The sequence below is a fragment of the Fodinicola feengrottensis genome, from assembly GCF_039530045.1.
Classification (GTDB): Bacteria; Actinomycetota; Actinomycetes; order Mycobacteriales; family HKI-0501; genus Fodinicola; species Fodinicola feengrottensis.
Map to the genome: position 1 here is coordinate 23903 of NZ_BAAANY010000018.1, position 21868 is coordinate 45770.

Consider the following 21868-nt stretch of genomic DNA (forward strand, 5'->3'; position numbering starts at 1 on the left):
GAGGAAAACAAGTGGCACGGCTGGACGGGAAGGTCTGCGTCATCACCGGCGCAGGCAGCGGCATCGGCGCGGCCGCGGCCCGCCGGTTCGCCGCCGAGGGCGGCTCGGTGGTGGTGGTCGACCTGGATGAGACCGCGGGTTCGGCGATCGCGAAGGAGGTCGACGGACTTTTCGTCCGTACGGACGTGACGTCCGCTGACGACGTGCAGGCCGCTTTCGCGGCCGCGATCGAACGGTTCGGCGGGCTGGACGTGCTGGTCAACAACGCCGGCATCTCGCCGCCGCAGGACGACTCCATTTTGGACACCGACCAGGACGCCTGGGATCTGGTGCAGCGGGTCAACCTCACGTCGGTTTACCTGTGCTGCAAATACGGCATCCCGCATTTGTTGGAGCGAGGTGGCGGCTCGGTCATCAACACCGCTTCCTTTGTCGCCCTGATGGGTGCGGCGACCTCGCAGATTTCCTACACCGCCTCCAAAGGTGGCGTGCTGGCGATGTCTCGCGAGCTCGGCGTCCAGTTCGCACGACAGGGCGTACGAGTCAACGCGATCTGCCCCGGGCCGGTCGACACCCCGCTGCTGCGGGACCTTTTCGCGGCCGACCCGGAACGCGCCGCGCGCAGGTTGGTGCATATCCCGATGGGCCGGTTCGCCCGCCCCGAGGAGATCGCCTCGGCGATGCTTTTCCTGGCCAGCGACGACTCCTCGTTCATCACCGCGTCGACTTTCCTGGTGGACGGCGGGATCACCGCGGCTTATGTGACCCCCCTGTGAGTGGACCGACTATCGGCATCACCTCGTACGTCGAGCAGGCTTCCTGGGGTGTGTGGCGCACGTCCGCCGCGCTGATTCCGTACGCGTACGTGGAAAAGGTACGGACTGCCGGCGGAGTCCCGCTGATAGTTCCACCCGTGTACGACGACGCCGAGGCGGTGCTTTCCCGGTTGGACGCTCTGGTGCTCGCCGGTGGCGCCGATGTCGACCCGGCCATGTACGAAATGGTGGCGCATCCGGAGACTGTGGGACTGCGGCCCGACCGGGACGAGAGCGAGCTGGCGCTGCTGGCCGTGGCGTACGCTCGCGACCTGCCGGTTTTGGGGATCTGCCGGGGAATGCAGCTGATGTGCGTAGCCGCCGGCGGGAAACTGGAACAACACCTGCCGGATGTGGTCGGGCATGAGGGACATCGGCCCGAGCCCGGGGTTTACGGCTCACACGCGGTCAGTTTGGTGCCGGACAGCGTGCTGGGGCGGCTGCTGGGCGACGAGCTGCAGGTGCCGTCATACCACCATCAGGCCGCTGCCGAGGTCGGATCGCTGACGGTGTCAGGAAAAGCCGACGATGGCACGGTCGAAGCTGTCGAAGATCCGTCGCACACTTTCGCGCTGGGCGTGCAGTGGCATCCCGAGGTGAGTGCCGACGATCGACTTTTCCGTGAGCTCGTACGGGTTGCGGCGCTGTCCGAATCGACAGAAAGCGGGCGGAGGGTGATCATATGAGATAGTCGGGCTCTTGGGGGGATTTGGTGCGTACGTTCGCAGCGCGAATGCGTTTGGTCGCCGCGTTGTCGGTGATCTGTGTCGGTGTTTTCCTGGCGGCGCCTGCTTTCGCGGCAGTGCCTGTTTTCGCCGCCGCGCCGGTACGGATCATGGCCCTCGGGGATTCGGTCACCGACGGCCTGACATTGCCGGACGGCACGCCGGGCTCGTACCGCAACGACCTGTGGCAGCTGATGAAATCCGACGGATACCCGGTGGATTTCGTCGGATCGCAGTCGTCGGGGGAGCCGCCGCTGGGCGATCCCGCGCATGAGGGGCACCCGGACTGGACCATCGCGCAACTCGACGCGCAGCTCGCCGGATGGCTCACCACGTACCAACCGGACGTGATTTTGTTGCATGCCGGCACCGACGACATCGCCGGCCACAGCACCGCCGAGCAGGCCGCCGCCGCACTGTCCACATTGGTCGGTCACATCGTGGCGGCGCGTCCGACCGCTCAGGTTTTCGTCGGCACCTTGTTGGCGACCCCGAACGACGTGCTGAATCCGCAGTTTGTCCAGTTCAACAAGGCGGTGCCTGGGATTGTCGCGAGCAAGGGCCGGAACATCCATCTCGTCGACATGTTTCCGGCCCTGACCGCCGCCGATTTCGCCGATCCACTGCACCCGACCGGCGGCGGGTACGCGAAAATGGCGGTTCGCTGGTATTCGGCTCTGCTAGGTGCTCCGCTCAGTCATATCGAGGCGGAGAGTGGTACGCGTACGAACGCGGCCCTGGTTTCCACCACAACGGCATCCGGCGGGGTAAAGGTCGGCGCGTTGACCGCATCGGGTAGCTCGCTGGTTTTGCGTTTCCATGCCGCGAAAAGCGGTGACGAGCGGGTCTACCTTCGGGCGGACAATGGCACCGGCGCCCCGTGTGACGAGCAGGTGTGGGGCAAGGACGGGGTGCCGATCACCGTCACCTACGCCGGATTCGCCGACTGGAATTTCTGGGGCACGACGGCCGTGACCATATCCGCGTCACCCGGAGACAACACGTTCACATTCGCCGGCGGCACCTGTCGAGCGGAAATCGATGCCGTCAGTATCGCCCCGGTGACCACGTCCCCATATTTGTGACGCTCAGCCCGCCAGCGAAAACTGACGGGCTGCCCGAACGTCAGCTCTGCTCGTACGTCGGCGTGATGCCGCCGCGGGCGAGCGTATGGGAGAACAGGTTGAAGCCGAGGATCGCGGGCCGCGCATCCGCCGACACGTCCAGCTTGTCCACGTCGACGGCGTGTACGACGAAGAAGTAGCGGTGCGGGCCGTGGCCGGGTGGCGGGCCGGCACCGATGTAGCGCGGCAAGCCGGCATCGTTGCCGAGAGTGACGGCCCCATCGGGGAGACTCGCGTCGGTCGGCAGTGACGTGACCGAGGCCGGGATGTTGAAGACGGCCCAGTGCCAGAACCCGCTCGCGGTCGGCGCGTCCGGGTCGTAGCAGGTCACGGCGTAGCTCTTGGTGCCCTCCGGGGCGCCGGACCAGGACAGCTGCGGTGAGTGGTCCTGCCCGCCGGCGCCCAGGATGCCGCTGACGTGCGGCATCGCGAGCGGCTCGCCGTCAGCGACATCGGTGCTGGTCACGGACAGGGCGGGCACCTCGGGCAGGAAGTCGTACGGGCTGGGTGGCCGGGCCATGCGGGCCTCCTAGTTAAGGATGTGAGGTCACCCATGACACTAGTTTGACCGTACGGCCAGCGCCGGTTGGGGCGGGTACGACTGGACCCCCGTCCGGTCGAACGCGTTGACACTGGCCAAGCCGTCCCATACGGTCTGAGCAATCGATTTCTCACCCAGTTTGGAGGCGGGCACCGTGCAGCCAACCTCGGAACATCCGGCAGACCCCGCCGTGCCGCCGAGCATGGCGGCCGCGCGGGCGGCGATCCGGTCCGAGGCGGCGGCGGTGGCCGCGCTCGAAGAGCGGCTGAACGGCCGGTTCGCGGCGGTGGTCGAGCTGATCGCCGGCAGCGCCGGCCGGGTGGTGGTCACCGGCCTCGGGAAGTCCGGGATCATCGGCCGCAAGATCGCCGCCACCCTGGCCAGCACCGGCACGCCGACTTTCTTCGTACACGCGGCCGAAGCCCTGCATGGCGATTCCGGCATGGTCACGCCGGGGGACGTGGTGTTGGCGCTGTCCGCTTCCGGCGAGACCGCCGAGGTCTGCCACTTCGGCCAGCTGGTCGCCGATCGCGGCATCCCGCTGGTCGCGATGACCGGCCGCGACGACTGCACACTCAACCGGCTCGCGAGCCATGTGTTGGACGTGAGCGTGATACGGGAGGCTGACCCGCTGAACCTGGCACCGACCACGTCGACCACCGCGGCGCTTGCGATGGGCGACGCGCTCGCGGTGGCACTTATGGTGCACCGAGAGTTCACCGAGGAGGACTTCGCCACCTTCCACCCGGGCGGCTCGCTCGGCCAGCGGCTGTTGGGCCCAGGAGGAATCGCGTGACCCCGTTCGGCGTCTGTGTCGTCGGCAGCTTCATGAAGGACCTGGTGGTCCGGGTGCCCCGGCTGCCGCGCCGCGGAGAGACGTTGCACGGCACCGAATTCGCCGAGTTCCTCGGCGGCAAGGGCGTCAACCAGGCGGTCGCCGCCTCTCGGTCCGGCGCTCGTACGGCGATGGTCGGCCGACTCGGCGCGGACGGGTACGGACAGGAGTTCCTCGCCCTGCTCGCGGCCGAAGGCATCGACGCTGGCCGGGTGACGGTGGCCGAAGGCAGCGGCACCGGCGTCGGACTGCCGGTGGTCGAGCCGGACGGCTCCAACGCGATCGTCATCGTGCCGCGGGCCAATGCCACCCTGACCGCGGCGGACATCGCCGACGCGGCCGATCGGATCGCGGCCGCGCGGGTGGTGACCGTGCAGCTGGAGCTGGCCGTGGAAACCGCGATCGAGGCTTTGCGGATTGCTTCGGCGGCTGGCACGACGACCATCCTGAACCCGGCGCCGATGCGTCCCACGCTGCCGCCGGACCTGGTCGCGTACGCGGACATCCTGGTGCCGAACGCGATCGAGGCGGAGCAGTTGACCGGTCGTACGTGCGATGGCGACGCGGCCGCCGAGGTGGCGGTCGCGCTGGCCGCGAAGTTCGCCCGTCGCGGCTGTGTCCTCACCCTCGGTGAGCGTGGGTCGATCGTCGTGGACGGCGGCGAGCCCGTCTGGTTGCCGGCGCACCGGGTCGACACCATCGACACGGTGGGTGCCGGCGACGCCTTCTGTGGCGCCCTCGCGGCCCGCCTCGCGGCCGGTGACTCGCTGGTCGATGCCGCTCGCTACGCCAACGCGGCGGGGGCGTTGTCCACCACGATTCCCGGTGCGGTGGACGGCATCCCAGCCACCGCGGCCATCTCGGCGCTGCTGTCCAACGGCCCGGTGGCCGACCTCGTCGACGACTGACCTCGCTTACCGAGCGTTTCCGAGGTGATCGTCTAGACTAAGCGCCGCCGGAGAGACGGCGGTGGTTTCCAGTGACGGCCAGCACCGCGGGTGAGGCGTGAGCGGGAGGGTGGGCCGATGACGACAATCCACGATGTGGCGCGGCACGCGGGCGTTTCCGCGGCGACGGTTTCGCGGGTGCTGAATGGGCATCGTACGGTCGATGAAACCCTCGCCGGCCGGGTGCGGGCGGCCGCGACCGAGCTCGGCTACTCGCCGAACATCCTCGCGAGGAACCTGCGCAAGAGCCAGACCAACCTGTGGGCCGTCATCATCTCGGACGTGAACAACCCGTTCTTCACGTCGCTCGTACGCGGCGTCGAGGATGTCGGGCAGCAGGCCGGGTATTCGGTTTTGCTGTGCAACAGCGACGAAAACCCGGACAAGGAAGCCAGTTACATCACCGCCGTGCTGGCCCAGCAAATCGCCGGCGTCATCATTTCGCCGAGCAGTCGCCCGGACAACATGGCACAGCTCGTGGAGGGCAGCCGCGCGGTGGTGACGATCGACCGCGAAGTCCAGGAAGTCGAAACCGACGCCGTGCTGGTGGACAACGAGCGCGGCGCGCAGGCCGCCACCGCGCATCTGATCGAGCAGGGGTATTCCCGGATCGCGTGCATCACCGGCCCGCGCAAGGTCAGCACGGCGACCTCCCGGCTGCGTGGCTACCGGCAGGCACTGCGGGACGCCGGCCGTACCTTCGACACCAACCTCGTACGATATTCGGACTTCCGGGAGACCGGCGGCCGGGAGGCGATGGCCGACCTGCTGGATTCCGGTGCCCGCCCGGACGCGGTCTTCGCCACCAACAACCTGATGACGGTTGGCGCGCTGGAAACCCTGGCTGAGCGCGGCCTCGGCATTCCGGATCCGGTCGGCGTGGTCGGCTTCGACGAACTGCCGTGGGCCGAGCTGGTTCGGCCGTCACTGTCCACAGTGGCCCAGCCGACGTACGAAGTCGGGCGTACGGCCGCGCAGTTGTTGCTGAAGCGGCTGGAAAACCCGGACGAGCGGTTCACCGTCATCACGCTGCCGACCACGCTCAACATCCGAGACAGCTCGCGTCGCTAGCTCTCGCCTACTTGCTCGATTAAGTTGCCGCACCTCTTCCCAACTGACGCGGTAGCACTGTTTAATCGTTTAACTAGACCGAGGAGGCGCCCGGGATGGCCGTACGGATGCGTGACGTGGCGCAGGCCGCGGGCGTGTCGATCGCCGCGGTTTCGCTCGCGCTGTCTGGAAATCCCCGTATTCCGGCCGAGACCCGGGACCGGATTCGGGCGGTGGCGGAGCAGATGGGCTACCGCCCGCACGCCGGCGCGCGGGCGTTGCGTACGGAGGTGACTGGCTCACTCGGCCTGGTGATCAGCGACGTGGCGAACCCGTTCTTCGCCGAGCTGGCCGGTGAGATCCAACGGGCGGCGGCGGCCGAGGGATTTTCCACCGTCCTCTGCAATTCCGACGAGGACGCCGGTGTCCAGGACGAATACCTACGGAATCTGCTCGCCGGCAGCCGGGTGGACGGCGTCATTCTGGTGCCGGCGGCGGCGATGACCGAGGGTCTGCTGGCGGCTGGGAAAGCCAAGGCGCGACTGGTTTTCCTGGACCGCCCGGTCGAGGTCCGCGGCCGGACCGCGGCGGCGCGCCATCTCGCCGGCTCTCCGGTGGTCCGAAGTGGAGCGTCCAAGGCGCTGTCGGAAGCGGCGGAACTGCTGACCGGTTTCGGGCATCGCCGGGTCGGCATTATCGCGCCGCCGATGACGACTCGGGTCGGCGTCGAGCGTACCGAGCTGATGATCCAGTCGCTGACCGCGCGCGGGGTAGCGACCCGCGACATCAGCGTGGTCGAAGGGGATTTTCGGCAGGACAGCGGCGAACGCGCGATGGAACAGCTGCTGGCCAACAAATCCCGGCCGACCGCGATCTTCGGTGCGGACGGACTGATGACTATTGGTGCGATGAAAGGACTGCGCGCGGCCCGATACCGCGTCCCGGCCGATATCTCGGTGATCGGTTTCGACGACGCGCCCTGGTTCGACCTCTTCGATCCGCCGCTGACCGCGGTGGCCCAGCCGATCACCGCAATGGCGACGGCGGCCGTACGAGCGATGGTCCATCTCGTCGATGACGCGGCCGCACCGCTGCCGGCCGCCGACGCAACCCCGGCGTGCCGTCTCGTACGACGTGCGTCCTGCGGACCCGCACCCGCTTAGTTCTTGTTGATGCAGAAGGAAAGGAAGCTCACATGCGCTACCTCCAGTCTGGTCGGATCCGAGTCGCGACAGCGGTCGTGCTGGCGCTGACGCTGGCCACCACGGCCGCGGCGTGTGGTCGCGGCGGCACCGGCAGTTCCGCGTCCGGCGCGGCGAAAATCGCCATCGTGACCCGCGACTTCACCAACCCGTATTGGGCCGCGCTGCGAGATGGCGCCATCGCCGAAGGCAAGAAGCAGGGCGTCACAGTCAACGTCCAGGCTGGCGACAACGAGACCGACTCGTCCGGTGAGAACGCCAAAATCTCCACGCTCGCCGGCCAGAACTACACCTGTTTCGGGGTGGTGCCGGTGAACGCGACCAACGTCATCACGCCCTTGGTTCCGGTGGCGCAGAAAAACATTCCGATCCTGAATCTGGATACCCAGATCGACCCGGGTGCCTCCAAAGCCGCTGGTGTCTCGTACGCCTCTTTCATCGGCTCCGACAACCTGCAGGCCGGTACGCTCGCGGGCCAGTCGCTGCTGTCCAAGGTAGGAAGCGGAAACGTGGCGATTCTGCAGGGCATCGCCGGTGAACAGAACGGCATCAACCGGGAGAAGGGTTTCGCCGCGGCCACCGGTGGAAAGCTCACGGTCGTCGCGAAACAGCCCGCTGACTATGACCAGACCAAGGCTCAGACGGTCACCGAGGCGATTCTGCAGGCGCACCCGGACATCAAGGGGATTTTCGCGGCCAACGACACAATGGGCCTGGGCGCCGCACAAGCGGTGAAGAACGCCGGAAAGTCGAGCCAGATCACCATTATCTCGGTCGACGGCATCAAGGCCGCGCTGCAGGCCGTGCAGGCCGGTACGCTGTCGGCGACCATCACCCAATACCCGTACGCGGAAGGCCAGCTCGCCGTCCAGGCGTGCATCAAGGCGGTCGCCAAGAAATCCATCCCGACCCGGGTGGTCGCGCCGATCAAGCTGATCGACAAGGACAACGTCGGCAGGGCGCTGCGCAGCTTCCCGCAGCCGTTCGAGCCGTTCACCAACCCGCTCGCGAATTAGCCCGATGACCGCGACAGTTTCGCAGGCGCCGCAGTCCTCCCGGCAGCGCCGCAACGCCGTTGTCAGCACCAGTGCGCGCTATGCCGCGCCCATCGGGCTGGTGATCGTCTTCCTGATCTTCTTTATCGCTACCCCGGATTTCCTTACGGTTTCGAACATCAGCGACCTGCTGGTGTCCGCGTCGATCCTGATGGTGCTGGCGATGGGGCAGCAGTTGGTGGTCACGGTGGCCGGCATCGACCTGTCGATCGGAGCCAACCTGCCGTGGTCCGCGGCCCTGCTGGGATTCGCGGTCACGCAGGGCTGGCCATTGCCGGTGGCGATTCTGGTCGCGATCGTGGGTGGCGGCGTGATCGGGTTGGTCAACGGAATTCTGGTCGCCAAGCTGAACATGAGCGATTTCATCGTCACGCTGGGCTCGCTCAGCGTGGTCAGCGGTTTGACGCTTTTGTTGACGCAGGGCAACACCGTGCCGGTCAACTCGGGATTCCTGCGCGGTCTCGCACTGGGCGGTATCGGGCCGATCCGGTGGTTCTGGCTGGTGGCGCTGATCGCGGCACTGGTGGTGGGCTTCGTGCTTTTCCGCACTCGTACAGGCACACATTTGCTGGCCACCGGCGGAAATATCGACGCGGCCCGTGGCTCGGGCATCCCGGTGTCCCGGATGCGGTTATACGCGTACCTCGGATCGGGACTCTTCTGCGGGCTGGCCGGCGTTCTGCTGGTCGCCCGTACCGGTGGCGCGGATCCGTCCCTGCAGACCAATCTGTTGCTGAGTTCCATCGCCGCGGTGGTGCTCGGTGGGTCCAGCCTGTTCGGCGGCCGGGCGTCGGTGCTCGGCTCGGCGACCGGCGCGGTGTTGCTGCAAAGCCTGATCAACGGGTTTACCCTGATCGGGATTTCCCAGTACTACCAACCGATCGCGGTCGGCGCCGTGGTGCTCGGCGCCGCCTTCCTGTCCCGATTCCAGAAATAGTGGGGGAACCAGAAATGCCTGAGGTGGCCGCACGGCACACCGATCCCGGAGCCGACCAGGTTCCGCGCGGCGCGGTGTTGCTGGAAGTCCGGGACGTACACAAGTCTTTTGACGCCGTACGAGCGTTGCAGGGCGTCGACCTGACCATCCACAAAGGACAGGTCACTGCGCTGCTCGGCGACAACGGTGCCGGCAAGTCAACGCTGGTGCGATGCCTGACCGGGGTGCATCCGCCGGACTCCGGGGAAATCCTGTTCGCCGGTGCGCCGTTGCGACTGAATTCACCCGACGACGCGCGAAGACGGGGCATCGAGACGGTCTACCAGGAACTCGGGCTGATCGAGGACCTGCAGGTCTGGCAGAACCTGTTTCTGAACCGTGAGCTCACCTATGGCATCCCGCCGGTCAAGGTGCTGGACAAGAAGCGGATGATCAGCCGGAGCCAGCAGATTCTCCAAGAGCTGGACGTCAACGTACCGAACGTGCGCACGACCGTACGGCGAATGTCCGGCGGCCAGCGGCAGAGCATCGCCATCGCGCGGGCGGCCAACTGGGGGACCACCCTGGTGATCATGGATGAGCCGACGGCCGCACTGGGCGTGCGAGAAACCGCGGCCGTGGAGGCGTTGATCGGCCGGCTGCGCGAATCCGGGGTCACGGTTTTGTTGGTCAGCCACGATATGGCGCAGGTGATGCGGGTCGCGGACAGCGCGTGGGTGCTGCGGCGTGGGCGTGCGGCCGCGCACCGCCGTATCGACGCCACCAGCGGCGACGAGCTGGTCGGGCTGATCACCGGCGCGATCGCCGGAGACATTGATGCCTGAGCCGGTCGTTGTCATCGGCTCGATCAACGTCGATCACGTCGTACGAGCCGGTGCTTTCCCCGCACCGGGTGAAACAATCACCGGCCAGGGGGTGAGCATCGGGCTCGGCGGCAAGGGCGCGAACCAGGCGGTGGCCGCCCATCTCGCCGGTGCGCGGGTTCGGATGCTCGGGCGGGTCGGTGCGGACAGCGACGGCGAGTTGGCCAAAAGCCGGCTCAGCTCGCGTGGCGTCGACATTTCCGGCGTGCGTACGATCGCGGACGCGGCGACGGGCAGTGCGTGGATTACCGTTACACCGCAGGACAATTCCATCATCGTAGTGCCAGGAGCGAACGCCTTTTGGGACGACGAGCAGCCGCTGGCTTCCGGCGGCGTCACACTCTGCCAGCTGGAAATCCCACTGGCTGTCGTGGAGCGGGTCGCCGAAGCATGTACGGGCACTTTCGTGGTGAACGCTGCCCCGGCTCAACCGCTGCCAGATGCGCTTCTCGCGAGGTGTGATGTTTTGGTTGTCAATGAACACGAACTCGCGGTGGTCAGCGCGGCTTCTGGAGTCGCGGCAGCACACCGCGACCTGCTGGACAGGGGAGTCGGCGCGGTGATCACCACGCTCGGCGCGGCCGGCGCGGTGTTGACCGATGCCGATGGCACCGAGGAGCTGCCTGTTTTTCCCGCGCAGGCCGTGGACACCACCGGTGCCGGGGACGCTTTCGTGGGCGTCCTCGCGGCCCGGCTGACCGTCGGCGACAACCTCCGCGATGCCGCCCGCTGGGGAGCGGCAGCCGGCTCGCTGGCGGTCCGGCGGGCTGGCGCGCAGGAGTCTTTTCCTTCAGTGGAGGAGATTCAGGCTCTGGTGGGGAGTTGAGAGCTCCCCGACCAACCATGTCTTACCAAGCCCGTAGTGAGTTAAGAGACATTTGCGATGTACCGCAGGCATGGATCGCGGAAGAGCGCCTTGACGATGCGGGGAAGTCGTCGGAGTCGAGTGAGGGCGTTGGTGGCGGTGGTGAGCCAACTGGACACCGAACTCACGCACCGATCGACTCCGCGACCATATCCCTGGTCCACAAGGCGAACTCGAAGTGCAGCTGCCGCGGATCGCGACCGGTGATCAAACCGTACGATCTCGCTATCGCCTGGCCGGCAAGTTCGATGGGTCACCAGGCGAAGACTTCACCTTCAACAACGGAGCGGGCCTACCGCTCGCAAGAGTTGAACGCGCGCGCTCTATGTTTCGTTGGGATTATTGTGAAAGTATCCATTTCCTGATTACCCGTACGCGACCAAAATGTCGGTGCCGGCGGTAGTATTAATGTCATGGCTGCCGGCGATGACACCACCTCTCCAGAACTCTGGAGGTGTGACCCGGACGAGCTCGGTGAGCTGCTGCAGGAGAAAGAAAAAGCGGTCCGGCTGCTGCAGGTCGAGGTGCTGGACATTGTCGCGGCGATCCACCGAGGAAACGTCGGCAAGACGCTCGGGCACCGCAACACCCTGGGAATGCTGCAAGACCTCCTGCGACTGTCCCCCACAGAGGCGTCCCGACGCTACAAACGAGCCCTGAACCTGTGCCCCAGCCAAGCCCTCACCGGCGAAACCCTCGCCCCCACACTCAGCATCACCAGCCAAGCCATGCGCCGCGGGGAACTCGCCGACTCCCAAATCGACACAATCGTTGGGGTCGTGAACAGGCTCCCGGCCAGGGTGACCATCAAGGACCGTGAGGAAGCCGAAGCGTCCCTGGTGGAACACGCGAAACGGTACACCGCACCCGGCCTAGCCAAAGTAGGGCGACGCATCCACGACCACCTGGATCCCGACGGACCGGCGCCCTCCGAACACGAAAACGAGAAACCACGCCGCGAACTATCCCTCCACACCGGAACAGACGGACGCCTGAACTTCAGTGGCTCCTTCGACAGTGAAACCGGCACTTTGTTCAGTGAGATTCTGAGCCCACTGGCCAAACCTCGCCCGGCTGAGAATGGCACCCCTGATCAGCGGTCAGTGTCTGAGCGCAACGGGTACGCGCTCGCGGAGGCCCTGAATCTGATCGCGGACTCCGGGAAACTCCCGATTCAGGGTGCTGAGCGGCCGCATCTGACTATTACGATGACTTGGGACATGCTGCGGGACCGGCTCGGTGTCGCTTATCCGTACAGTGGCGCACCGATTTCCCCAGAGGGCGTCCGCCGGCTTGCTTGTGACGCGGACATTATCCCGATGGTGCTGGGCAGCGACAGTGTGCCCCTTGATGTTGGACGCAACGAACGACTCATCACACCGGCCCTACGCAAAGCCTTGATAGCGCGAGACGAAGGCTGCGCCAGATGCGGGCGACCACCTCGTTGGACGAGGGGGCATCATATTTGTCACTGGGCTGATGGTGGGGCTACTTGTCTTGAAAATTGCGTGCTCCTTTGCGACAGGTGTCATCGGCTCGTCCATCACGGTGGTTGGGACGTACGCATTGTTGATGGAATTGTTGAATTCCTGCCGCCAGCGTACGTTGACCGCGAACGAAGACCCATCCGCGGGATTAATCAGCTCGCTGCATAGAAAAATCCACCCGGCCGCCGGGCACCACCACGCCCGGCGGCCCACAACTCTGCCACCGACTGGCTACCCAAGCCGGCAATGAGCTAAGAGACATTTGAGATGTATCGCAGACACAGGTCGCGGAAGAATGCCTTGACGATGCGGAGAAGTTGCTGGAGTCGGGTCAGGGCGTCCGTGGCCGCGCTGAACAGCTGGTCGACGTTGAGCACGCCGGCATTGTCGACCTGATCGTGTTTGACGTTCTTCCAGACCCACTCGTCCGGGTTGAGTTCCGGTGAGTAGGACGGGAGGAAGAACAGGCGAAGCTTCCCGTTGGTTGAGTTCACGTACTCGGTGGTCATCTTCGAGATGTGTGCACTGTGTCGATCAAGGATGAGGAACACTGGACGGCGGGACCCACGGACGAGGTTGGTCAAGAACTCGATGAACACCTCGGAGTTGAGGCCGCCGGTGAAAGTGCTGAACTTCAACGACCCGCCAGCGGTGATCGCGGAGATCATCCCGATCGACTCGCGGTTGCCAGTCTTAGATAACACTAGGGCCTGGCCGATCGGAGCCCACGTGGTGCCACTGTGAAAATCAGACCTGATCGACGCCTCGTCACCGAAATACACCACTGCACCGACCTTCTCCGCGGCCGCGACAATAGCCGGATATTCCTCATCCTTCCACCGCGCAACAGCTTCCGGATTCTGCTCGTGGGCTCGCCGCAATGGTCGCTGCGGGGACAGACCCATCGTCCGCAGCAACCGCCCGACCGTCGTGGTCGCCAACTGGACACCGAACTCCCGCTTGATCAAGTCCGCGACCATATCCCTGGTCCACAACGCGAACTCGAAATGCAGCTGACGCCGATCATGACCAGTGATCAAACCGTACAACTTCGCGATCGCCGTCGCCGGCAACCTCGACGGACCGCCAGGAGACGACTTCACATTCAACAACACGTCCGGACCGCCACCGTACCGATAGATCGCAAGCCACCTATAGACCGTCGAGCGGCCAGCACCCAGCGCCACCTGAACAGTCTCCGGATCGATACCCGCCTCAAACATCCGCAAAGCCTCAACCCGCAGACTCCGCAACTGCTTCCGACTCAACCTCTCGCCAGCTATACCGCAAGCCAACAGGTCACCTCAGGAAAAGTCCACTACAACACCCCCGCCTTGGTAAGAGACATGAGACGTACCGCAGGATTACGGAAGAGCGCCTTGACGATGCGGGGAAGTCGCTTCGGCACCCATTGCCGGTCGCCACCGCGGCTCATCCAATTTTGGCCGCAACGCGCGCAACCGAGCCCTCAGAACCACAAACTGCTCAGTGGCTCGAGGCACGTACGAGCAGATACGACCGCCGACTGGGATGTTCGGCGCCGGGATGTGGCTCGCGGTCCAGCCGGGCGGTGATTTCCAGCCCGGCCGCGGAAAGAGCACAGGTTTCCGCGGCCGGGTCCAAATACCGGAAGGTCAGTTCGACGTCTTGGTCCCACCATTCAGTGAGGATGATGGAGTCGCCGGCCGCTCGCTCGGCGTCGCCGGTGTGGAATGCGATCAGGGCGACGCCGCCGGGCCGTAGCACCCGGGCGAATTCGGCGTACGCCTGCGCACGCTCAGTGGCATCCAGGTGAATGACCGAATATACACAGACGATTCCAGCGAGCGTGTTGTCCCGCAGCGGGAGCGCGGTCATGTCGGCCGCGCAGAACGGCAGCGCGGTGGCTCGGGCCGCGGTGGCGCACATTCGCGGCGACAGGTCCAATCCCACGGTTCGTACGCCATTCGCGGCGAGATGGGCCGCGACGTGTCCGGGCCCGCACCCGAGGTCGGCGACCAGCCCGTCCCCGGAAATTTCGGCCACAACGCTCAACAACGCACGGTCCAGCGGTTTGCCCCGCAACTCGTCGCTGAGCTCGGCGGCATAACTTTCGGCGACCAGATCGTAACTGTGCCGCGTCCGGGACGTGTCTGTCATGCCGACCAACTTACGCGGTCGCCGTCAGCGGAACTGCTCTCGTACGGCGGCGAGGATGCGGGCTGGGCGGTCCGGGGCGAAGACTTCCACCGCCGGCGGCGGGATTGTGCCGGTCGCGGTGGTCGTCCAGCCATCCGGTCCGGTGAAATCGGGATTGTCGATGCTGAAACCGAGGCTTTCCAGGTGGTCGATGCCGACATTGAGGTTCGCCGGCTCGGTGTCCGCGTACGCGCGAAGCCGGAAAGTCAGCGTCGCGGTGGTCTTCCCGCGCAGCCAACGAGTGACGTCCACCGGCCCCTGTAGTCCTTCGCCCTGGATCCAGAGCAGCCACGGGTGGTCCAGAACATCCGATTCCCAGACGGTTTCGTTGTCGATCAACACTTCCATCGCGTAGTCGCCGCGAGACGGGAAGCGGCAGGTGAAGGCCCGGTGATGCCAGAAGGACAGCTCGTGCCGGGGCGCGTCGGCCTGCACTCGTACGACTGTCGAGGCCTGGCCATAGTTTCCGGCACCGACTCGGACCGCCGGCACCACCAGGCTGAGCCGCCCGTCGCCGTACATGGCGTTGCGATCGCTGCTCGGCGTCGGCGCGTTGTCCCACTGCAGCCCGTACGCGATGACGCCGGCGATCCGCCCGTCGGCGGCATATTTCAGGCCGGTGGCCACGCTTTCGGTGACATATTGCTCGGTGAGCGGGATCGGCGCGTCGAGGAAGCGACCGGCATAGACGAGTTGCAGGAGGGAGATACCGCGTGGCTCGGTTTTCGCGAGAATGGCGTCCAAGCACTGTGTCGCGGTGCTCGACACGTGAGTGTTCTGTCGGTGGCCGTCCAAAAACGGATAGATGATGCCGTCGATGTATGGCCCGTACTGGTCGAGAAACTCGTCGCTGGTCGCCGCGTCATAGTACGCACACGTGTAAAAGCCCAGCTCCGGGTTGATTTCCCGTTGTGCTGCCACGATCTCGGTCATGTACGAGTCGGTGAACAGCTTCGCGTTCTCGGCGAACTGGAAGTCGTCGATGGCCCACGCGGTCACGCTCGGGACTTTCACCGACAACTCGGCGATCGCCTGTGCCCAGGCCACGAAATCGGTCATGTACGGCCGGGACGCGCGGCCGTCCTGCCGAGTTTCGGACGGTGGCACCAAATAAGGCCACACGTCGATGCCGGCTTCGGCAGCTGCCGGCGCGAATTCCCGTCGCAGGTCGTCCCAATCCGTTGGCGAGTCCCAAATCCCGTACAGATAGGCGTTGGCGCCCAGGTCGGTCAAATACGCGATCAGCGCGGGCGTGTCGAGGTGCCGATAGCCGTCCGTGCGTGGCTCCTTCTCCCGTACGGCCGCGCCGATCGTGTTGCCCCCGGTCAGTGCCGCCCGCAGCCCACCCGCCGGAATCCGCATCCGCCCAACCTTCGCCATCTCGAAAATAGCATCGACTATGGAGAAGTGTAGCCCCCGGCGGTGGAGGGTGGGTGAGGTCAGCTGATGACGGGCGCGCGGATCAGGACCACGGCGACGCCGTAGGCGAGGCCCATCACCAGCAACTCCAGCGTCACCCAGCCGACCAGCGCGGTGCGTTCGCCGCGGCCGATCGGGCCCAACAACCGGTAGCGGATGGCGCCGCCGGTGGCAGCGAGGATCAGCACGAAGACGATTTTGGCCAGCACGAGCTGGCCATAGCCGGTGGTGAAAAGCGAGCCGGGCAACGCCACCCCGGGAGTGAACGCCAGCTCGGCGAGCGCGTTGAGAACCCCGGTCACGGCCACCACGGCAAGGCACAGGGTGGCGAGTTTGGAGAACCGCGGCAGCGCGTCGGCGAGCAGGTCGGCCCGACGGGCCAGCACTGCCACGGTCGCCAGCAGGCCGCCCGTCCACAGGCTGGCACCGACGACGTGCAGCTCCATCGACACCATGGTCAGGTCGTGCAGCCGCGAGGCTGAGGCGTGGCCGGTGACCGGCAGCGGCAGCAGCCCGAACAGCGCGATCCCGGCCCGCAGCTCGGCCGGCACGGCCTCACCGAAGCGAATCGCGAGCGCCCCGAACACCACGTACGCGAGCGCGAAGCCAGCCGTGAAAAGCAGGCCCTGACCAGCACCGATGTGGCGTACGTAGTCCACCACCGCGGCGAGCGTGATCGGGGTGCCGGGGGACAGCTCGCCGGCCTGCAGGACCAGTGCCATCAGTGCGCTGAATGCCCAGGTCGCGGCGGTGAACACCGCCACCGGCCGGATCCGGACCAACATCGCCTCGGCGGCCGCCAGCCGCTCCACCGGGAACAGCTTGGGCAGCACACTCAGGCCAACCGTGGCGACCGCACTGATGTCCAGCAACGCGCGGGCAAGCGCGATCCCGTACTCGATCGCCGCGCTCGGCAATTGCAGTCCCGGCACCGGTTTCGCCAGCGTGACCGTCGTCGCCACCAGGGTCGCCACCAGCGCGCCGAGCACCAGCGCCGCACCCAGTGCGAACCGCGGCACGTCCGGCCGGCGGACAGCCGGTCGGGCAGCGGATTTCGCGGTCTCGGTGGTCATCCACCCAAGGCTAACCCGCGGATCGTGCGGTTCAGCGGCCGAATCCCTTCTCTTCCAAGACCTTGTCGACACGTGCGGATACATCGGCGAGAGAATAGGCGGGTCAGCGGGCCGACTGGGTCTTCGCGCGGGAGCGGCGGATGGTGCGTACGACGAGATAGGCGAGGCAGAGGGCGACGAGGAAGGGCACGCCGGCCGGCAGCACGATCCAGAACTGCGGGGTGAAAGCGGTGGTCACGATGACCGACACCAGGAAGATCATCGCCAACACGACCGGGACCGGACCGCCACGCAGTCGTACGAGCGAAGGCGGTTGACCTTCGGCGGCCCGGCGGCGGCGAAATGCCAGCAGGGTGGCGAAAATCAGCAGCCACGTCACCAGTGCGCCGAAAAGCGCCAGCCCGACCAGGGCGGCGAACGCGTTGTCCGGGGAGATCAGTGAGATGCCGATCGCGAGTGCCAGCCCGACCGCGGACAGGCCGAGGGAGCGCACTGGTACGCCTCGGGAGCTGACCCCGGCCAGCCAGCGCGGCGCCATGCCGTCCAGTGCGAGCGAATGCACCATCCGCGAGCCCACGTACAAATTGCTGTTCATCGCCGACAGCGCGGCGGTGAGTACGACAAAGTTCATGATGACGGCCGCGGCCGGCACGCCGGCCGTGGTGAACAGCTGAACGAACGGACTTTCGCTGACACCGTTGGCTTTCGCGGTCTGGGTCCACGGGACGATCGCGATGACGACGGCAATCGCGAGAATGTAGAAAAGGCCCAGCCGCAGGACCATCGAGCGGGCCGCGCGCGGCACGTCCTTGCGCGGGTTCTTCGACTCGCCGGCCGCCACCGCGACGGCCTCGGTGCCCAGATAGCTGAAGGTGACCACGGTCAGCGCGAGCCAGATGCCGCCGAGGCCGTTGGGGGTGAAGCCGCCGTACGCGGTGACCGCACGCAGCCCGGAGGCCGGGTGACCGGGCAGGCCGGTGACGATCGCGACCACGCCTATCAGCACGAAAAGCACGATCGTGACGACCTTGATCATCGCGAACCAGAACTCGAACTCGCCGAAGAACCGGACCGACAACACGTTGACCACCAGCATCAGCACCGAAAATCCGACTGCCGGCACCCACAGTGGCACGCCAGGCCACCAGAACCGTACGTAGATTCCGGCCGCGACGACTTCCGCGCCGATGTTCACCACCACGGCGGTCCAGTAAATCCAGCGTTGGACGAAACCGGCGCCGGCGCCCAGATATCGCGCCGCGATCGCCCCGAAACCGGCCGCCTCCGGGTGCGCGACGGTCATCTCGGCCAGCGCGTACGCCACCGCCAACGCGACGACCGCGCCGATCACGTACGCCACGATGACCGCCGGACCCGCGAACGAGATCGCGAGACCGGACCCCAGGAACAGGCCAGTGCCGATGGCCGATCCGATGGCCATCATCGCGATCTGTCGGCTCGACAGGGCCCGTTTGAGCCCAGCCGGCGCCGCGGTTTCCGGGGATTCGACAGTGTTCGCCATGCGTGGCTCCTGTCCAGGAGGTGGGTCGCTCGCGGCAATCTTGCCGGTTCGCGGCGTACCCGAGCCAGTTTCGACCCGTACCGGCCGAATCCTTATGAATCCACCGGCGTGGTGCGGCGAGGTCGAGACAGCAGTTCGCCGCCGCAGTTGGGGCAGCGATCGCGCATCGCGGTCGTGCACGGCACGCAGAAGGTGCATTCATAACTGCAGATCCGCGCCGGTCCGTCCGGTGTGAGGGCGGCTTCGCAACGTTCGCAGACAGTACGCATTTCCAGCATCTCTGCTCCTAATCGGTGACGGCGGCGCGGACGCCGAGAGCGATGAGGACGGTGGCCGTCACCCGGGTCATGCCGGTCTTGAACCAGGAGGCGGTCAGCACCCGTTTGGCCGCGGACACCACGAAAGTCCAGCCGGTCAGCCAGCCGATCACCACCGCCGCGTGGGCCAGCGCCAGCAACGCGATCTGGACGGCGATCGGCCGCTGCGGGTTGAGGAACTGTGGGACGAGGGTCAGGTAGACCGAGGCCGCCTTCGGGTTGAGGACATTGCTGAGCAGCCCTTGTACGTACGGGTGGTGGCCGCTCCACGGCAGTCGGCTGCGCTTGGGCGTGGCGGGGTGGCTTGCCGCGCTCTTGCGGCGGCGGGTCGACCAGAGGGTCCAGCAGCCGAGCCCCACCAGGTAGCCGGCGCCGCCGATCTTGACCACCGTGAAGGCCTCCGACGAACGCATGACCAGCGTGGACAGACCAGCCGCGGCGAGCGTCGCGTGCACGAAAAGGCCAGTCACCGTACCGAAAGTGACCATCAGGCCGTCCTGCCGCCGGCCAGTGGACACTCGCTGGGTCACCAGGCTGAAGCTGGCGCCCGGCGTCAGGCAGATGGGCAGGACGGCGAGGGCGAAGCCCAGGATGTGTCGCCATTGCATGGCCTCGATCTTGCCTGACCGGCCGGTTCCCGGGTAGGGCTTGCGTGAAGAAGTGAATCAGTGCTTCACTTCTTGCGTGCCGTACCGCCGTACGCCCCAGGTGCAGGCCCGTCTGGACAGCCAGCGGGTCGCGATCGTGGATGCCGCGCTGGCGATCCTCGCCGAGCATGGCTACCCGGGCTGCTCGATGGCGGCGGTGGCGGCCCGCGCCGGGATCGCGACCGGCACGGTTTACAAGCACTTCCCGTCCAAGGCGGAGCTCGCGGTCGAGTTGTTCCGGACCGCGGTTGGCCGGGAGGTACGAGCGATCGACGAGGCGATGGCGGTGCCGGGCACCGCGACCGAACGGATCGTCGCCTTTGTCGAGACTTTCGCTGGCCGGGCACTGAAATCGCCGCGGCTGGCGTACGCGCTGCTGGCCGAGCCGGTGGACCCGGCGGTGGAGACCGAGCGGCTGGCCTTTCGGCGTACTTTCCGCGGCCAAGCCGCCAAACAAATAGCCAGGGGAGTGCACTCGGGCGCCCTTCCCCCGCAAGATCCGGAAACCACCGCGGCCGCGTTGATCGGCGCGGTGGGTGAGGTGTTGGTCGGGCCGCTCGCGGACGGAAATCCGCATCCGGACGTGATACCGAGTCTGGTCACTTTCGCCATTCGTGCTTTGGGAGGCTCCGATGTCGACGACACACGAGGTCACTAACCAGGTGCCGCCGATCGACGGCTACGACGTGGCCGCGGATCCGGCGCTGCTGGAAAGCGTCCGCCAGCAGGGCGCCGGATGGGTCGAGCCGGAGCTGCACGAGCTGGGTGAACGGGCCGGCGGCGAGGAAGCTCGCGAATGGGGGCGGCTGGTCAACGCGAACCCACCGATCTTGAAGACACACGACCGGTTCGGGAACCGGATCGACGAGGTCGAATTCCACCCGCACTGGCATGACCTGATGACCGTCGCGGTCCAGCACGGCCTGCACGCGGCGCCGTGGCGGTCGGACCGGCCGGGCGAACATGTGGCCAGGGCAGCGAAATTCCTGGTCTGGGGACAGGTCGAGGCGGGTCACAGCTGCCCGATTTCCATGACGTACGCGGCGATTCCGGCTTTGCGGGCGAACCAGCGGCTGGCCGAGCAGTACGAGGTGCTGCTGGCCGCGCGAAGCTACGACTTCGGTTTGCGCGTACCCACCGAAAAACGCGGCCTGATCGCCGGCATGTCCATGACCGAGAAACAGGGCGGTTCGGACGTACGCGCGAACACCACCGCCGCCACGCCGAATGCGGACGGCACGTACACCCTCGTCGGCCACAAGTGGTTCACGTCCGCGCCGATGTCAGACCTGTTTCTGACCCTCGCGCAGGCACCCGGCGGCCTTTCCTGTTTCCTGTTGCCGCGGGTGCTGCCGGACGGGACCCGGAACCCGATTCGCTTGCAGCGCTTGAAAGACAAGCTTGGCAACAAGTCCAACGCGTCGGCCGAAATCGAGTATGACAATGCCGTTGGCTGGCAGCTGGGCGAAGAAGGCCAGGGCGTAAGGACGATCATCGCGATGGTCAACAACACCCGGCTGGACTGCGTGTTGGGCAGCGCCGCCGGAATGCGCGCGGGCCTGGTGCACGCCGTGCACCACACCTGCCACCGGCGTGCTTTTGGTGCCCTGCTGGTCGATCAGCCGCTGATGACCAATGTGCTGGCCGATCTCGCGGTGGAATCCGAGGCGGCCACCGTGGTCGCGATGCGGCTCGCTGGCGCCACCGACCGGGCGGCCCGCGGCGACCGGCAGGAGGAGATGTTCCGCCGGTTGGGGCTCGCGGTCAGCAAATACTGGGTGTGCAAACGCGCTCCGGCGCATGCGGCCGAGGCGCTGGAATGCTTTGGCGGCAACGGATATGTCGAGGAATCGGGCATGCCGCGGCTCTATCGGGAGGCGCCGCTGTCCTCGATCTGGGAGGGCTCCGGGAACGTGGCGGCGCTGGATTCGTTGCGGGCAATGGCAAAACAGCCGGAGTCGGTGGAGGCCTTCTTCGCCGAGGTGGACCTCGCGGCCGGCGTCGACGCCCGGCTGGACAGCGCGATCGCCCATTTGCACAAGGAACTGTCCGACCTCGAAGACCTGGAATACCGGACCCGCCGGATAGTCGAGCGGATGGCGCTGGTGCTGCAGGGCTCGTTGCTCGTACGCACCGGCAATCCGGCCGTCGCCGACGCTTTCTGCGCCTCTCGGTTGGCCGATGACTGGGGGGTCGCTTTCGGCACCCTGCCGTCTCGGCTGGACACCGCCGCGATCATCGACCGGGCCCGACTGCGGTAAGCCAG

General features: G+C 66.3%; 22 protein-coding genes. 14 read left to right on the forward strand and 8 right to left on the reverse strand.

The window, feature by feature from the left end; all coding sequences use genetic code 11:
* Positions 1-11 precede the first annotated feature (11 nt).
* The 3 genes from ABD301_RS22465 to ABD301_RS22475 are packed head-to-tail and all read left to right on the forward strand — an operon-like array spanning position 12 to position 2625.
* Positions 12-776 (forward strand): 3-oxoacyl-ACP reductase, encoded by a 765-nt coding sequence (locus tag ABD301_RS22465; protein ID WP_163568028.1) that lies wholly within the window; start codon positions 12-14, stop codon positions 774-776.
* Positions 773-1501 carry a gamma-glutamyl-gamma-aminobutyrate hydrolase family protein gene (locus ABD301_RS22470; protein WP_163568027.1) on the forward strand — a complete coding sequence of 243 codons (729 nt, stop codon included), beginning with the start codon at positions 773-775 and terminating at the stop codon, positions 1499-1501. Before ABD301_RS22465 ends, ABD301_RS22470 begins: the two co-directional genes overlap by 4 nt.
* Positions 1502-1527: 26 nt before the next feature.
* On the forward strand, positions 1528-2625 hold the full coding sequence (locus ABD301_RS22475) for a GDSL-type esterase/lipase family protein (RefSeq protein WP_344312363.1): 1098 nt from the start codon (positions 1528-1530) through the stop codon (positions 2623-2625).
* 40 nt (positions 2626-2665) lie between these two features.
* Here ABD301_RS22475 and ABD301_RS22480 read toward each other — a convergent pair whose 3' ends face one another.
* Positions 2666-3184, reverse strand: coding sequence for a YbhB/YbcL family Raf kinase inhibitor-like protein (locus ABD301_RS22480; RefSeq protein WP_163568024.1), 519 nt, complete (start codon positions 3182-3184; stop codon positions 2666-2668).
* Positions 3185-3359: 175 nt separating this feature from the next.
* Here ABD301_RS22480 and ABD301_RS22485 point away from each other — a divergent pair, with 175 nt between their 5' ends.
* The 9 genes from ABD301_RS22485 (at position 3360) to ABD301_RS22525 (ending at position 12614) form a co-directional block, all read left to right on the forward strand.
* On the forward strand, positions 3360-4001 hold the full coding sequence (locus tag ABD301_RS22485) for a KpsF/GutQ family sugar-phosphate isomerase (RefSeq protein WP_279579996.1): 642 nt from the start codon (positions 3360-3362) through the stop codon (positions 3999-4001).
* The gene (locus ABD301_RS22490; RefSeq protein WP_344312368.1) at positions 3998-4948 is read left to right on the forward strand and encodes a ribokinase; all 951 of its coding nucleotides are present in this window, start codon (positions 3998-4000) and stop codon (positions 4946-4948) included. Before ABD301_RS22485 ends, ABD301_RS22490 begins: the two co-directional genes overlap by 4 nt.
* A 117-nt stretch (positions 4949-5065) precedes the next feature.
* The gene (locus tag ABD301_RS22495; protein ID WP_163568021.1) at positions 5066-6058 is read left to right on the forward strand and encodes a LacI family DNA-binding transcriptional regulator; all 993 of its coding nucleotides are present in this window, start codon (positions 5066-5068) and stop codon (positions 6056-6058) included.
* Between the two features lie 95 nt (positions 6059-6153).
* A complete protein-coding gene (locus ABD301_RS22500) occupies positions 6154-7200 on the forward strand; it encodes a LacI family DNA-binding transcriptional regulator (RefSeq protein ID WP_344312370.1) in 1047 nt (348 codons plus the stop codon).
* Positions 7201-7232: 32 nt separating this feature from the next.
* Positions 7233-8255, forward strand: a complete 1023-nt coding sequence (locus ABD301_RS22505; protein ID WP_344312371.1) for a sugar ABC transporter substrate-binding protein — start codon at positions 7233-7235, stop codon at positions 8253-8255.
* Between the two features lie 4 nt (positions 8256-8259).
* The gene (locus tag ABD301_RS22510; protein WP_344312372.1) at positions 8260-9231 is read left to right on the forward strand and encodes an ABC transporter permease; all 972 of its coding nucleotides are present in this window, start codon (positions 8260-8262) and stop codon (positions 9229-9231) included.
* A 14-nt stretch (positions 9232-9245) separates the two neighbouring features.
* A complete protein-coding gene (locus ABD301_RS22515) occupies positions 9246-10055 on the forward strand; it encodes an ATP-binding cassette domain-containing protein (RefSeq protein ID WP_163568018.1) in 810 nt (269 codons plus the stop codon).
* Complete coding sequence (locus tag ABD301_RS22520) at positions 10048-10920, forward strand: ribokinase (RefSeq protein ID WP_344312373.1); 873 nt, start codon at positions 10048-10050, stop codon at positions 10918-10920. The genes ABD301_RS22515 and ABD301_RS22520 overlap by 8 nt, the downstream gene beginning before the upstream one ends.
* 452 nt (positions 10921-11372) lie before the next feature.
* Positions 11373-12614 (forward strand): HNH endonuclease, encoded by a 1242-nt coding sequence (locus tag ABD301_RS22525; protein WP_344312375.1) that lies wholly within the window; start codon positions 11373-11375, stop codon positions 12612-12614.
* 83 nt (positions 12615-12697) lie between these two features.
* Here ABD301_RS22525 and ABD301_RS22530 read toward each other — a convergent pair whose 3' ends face one another.
* The 7 genes from ABD301_RS22530 to ABD301_RS22560 form a co-directional block, all read right to left on the reverse strand.
* Entirely contained in the window at positions 12698-13741 is a 1044-nt protein-coding gene (locus ABD301_RS22530) for an IS630 family transposase (RefSeq protein WP_344312379.1), read from the reverse strand.
* A gap of 190 nt (positions 13742-13931) precedes the next feature.
* Positions 13932-14585 (reverse strand): class I SAM-dependent methyltransferase, encoded by a 654-nt coding sequence (locus ABD301_RS22535; RefSeq protein WP_344312381.1) that lies wholly within the window; start codon positions 14583-14585, stop codon positions 13932-13934.
* Between the two features lie 24 nt (positions 14586-14609).
* Entirely contained in the window at positions 14610-15986 is a 1377-nt protein-coding gene (locus ABD301_RS22540; RefSeq protein WP_344312382.1) for a hypothetical protein, read from the reverse strand.
* Between the two features lie 77 nt (positions 15987-16063).
* Positions 16064-17116 carry a copper resistance D family protein gene (locus ABD301_RS22545; protein WP_163568012.1) on the reverse strand — a complete coding sequence of 351 codons (1053 nt, stop codon included), beginning with the start codon at positions 17114-17116 and terminating at the stop codon, positions 16064-16066.
* A gap of 103 nt (positions 17117-17219) precedes the next feature.
* Complete coding sequence (locus ABD301_RS22550) at positions 17220-18638, reverse strand: amino acid permease (RefSeq protein ID WP_344312383.1); 1419 nt, start codon at positions 18636-18638, stop codon at positions 17220-17222.
* Positions 18639-18730: 92 nt separating this feature from the next.
* Positions 18731-18916, reverse strand: coding sequence for a DUF1272 domain-containing protein (locus ABD301_RS22555; protein ID WP_163568010.1), 186 nt, complete (start codon positions 18914-18916; stop codon positions 18731-18733).
* Positions 18917-18924: 8 nt separating this feature from the next.
* Positions 18925-19563: a LysE family translocator gene (locus tag ABD301_RS22560; RefSeq protein ID WP_163568009.1), complete on the reverse strand. Its 639-nt coding sequence runs from the start codon at positions 19561-19563 to the stop codon at positions 18925-18927.
* 76 nt (positions 19564-19639) lie between these two features.
* On the opposite strand from ABD301_RS22560, the gene ABD301_RS22565 reads away from it, so the two are divergent.
* Entirely contained in the window at positions 19640-20260 is a 621-nt protein-coding gene (locus ABD301_RS22565; RefSeq protein WP_344312388.1) for a TetR/AcrR family transcriptional regulator, read from the forward strand.
* Positions 20235-21863: an acyl-CoA dehydrogenase family protein gene (locus tag ABD301_RS22570; RefSeq protein WP_163568008.1), complete on the forward strand. Its 1629-nt coding sequence runs from the start codon at positions 20235-20237 to the stop codon at positions 21861-21863. Before ABD301_RS22565 ends, ABD301_RS22570 begins: the two co-directional genes overlap by 26 nt.
* Positions 21864-21868: the final 5 nt, after the last annotated feature.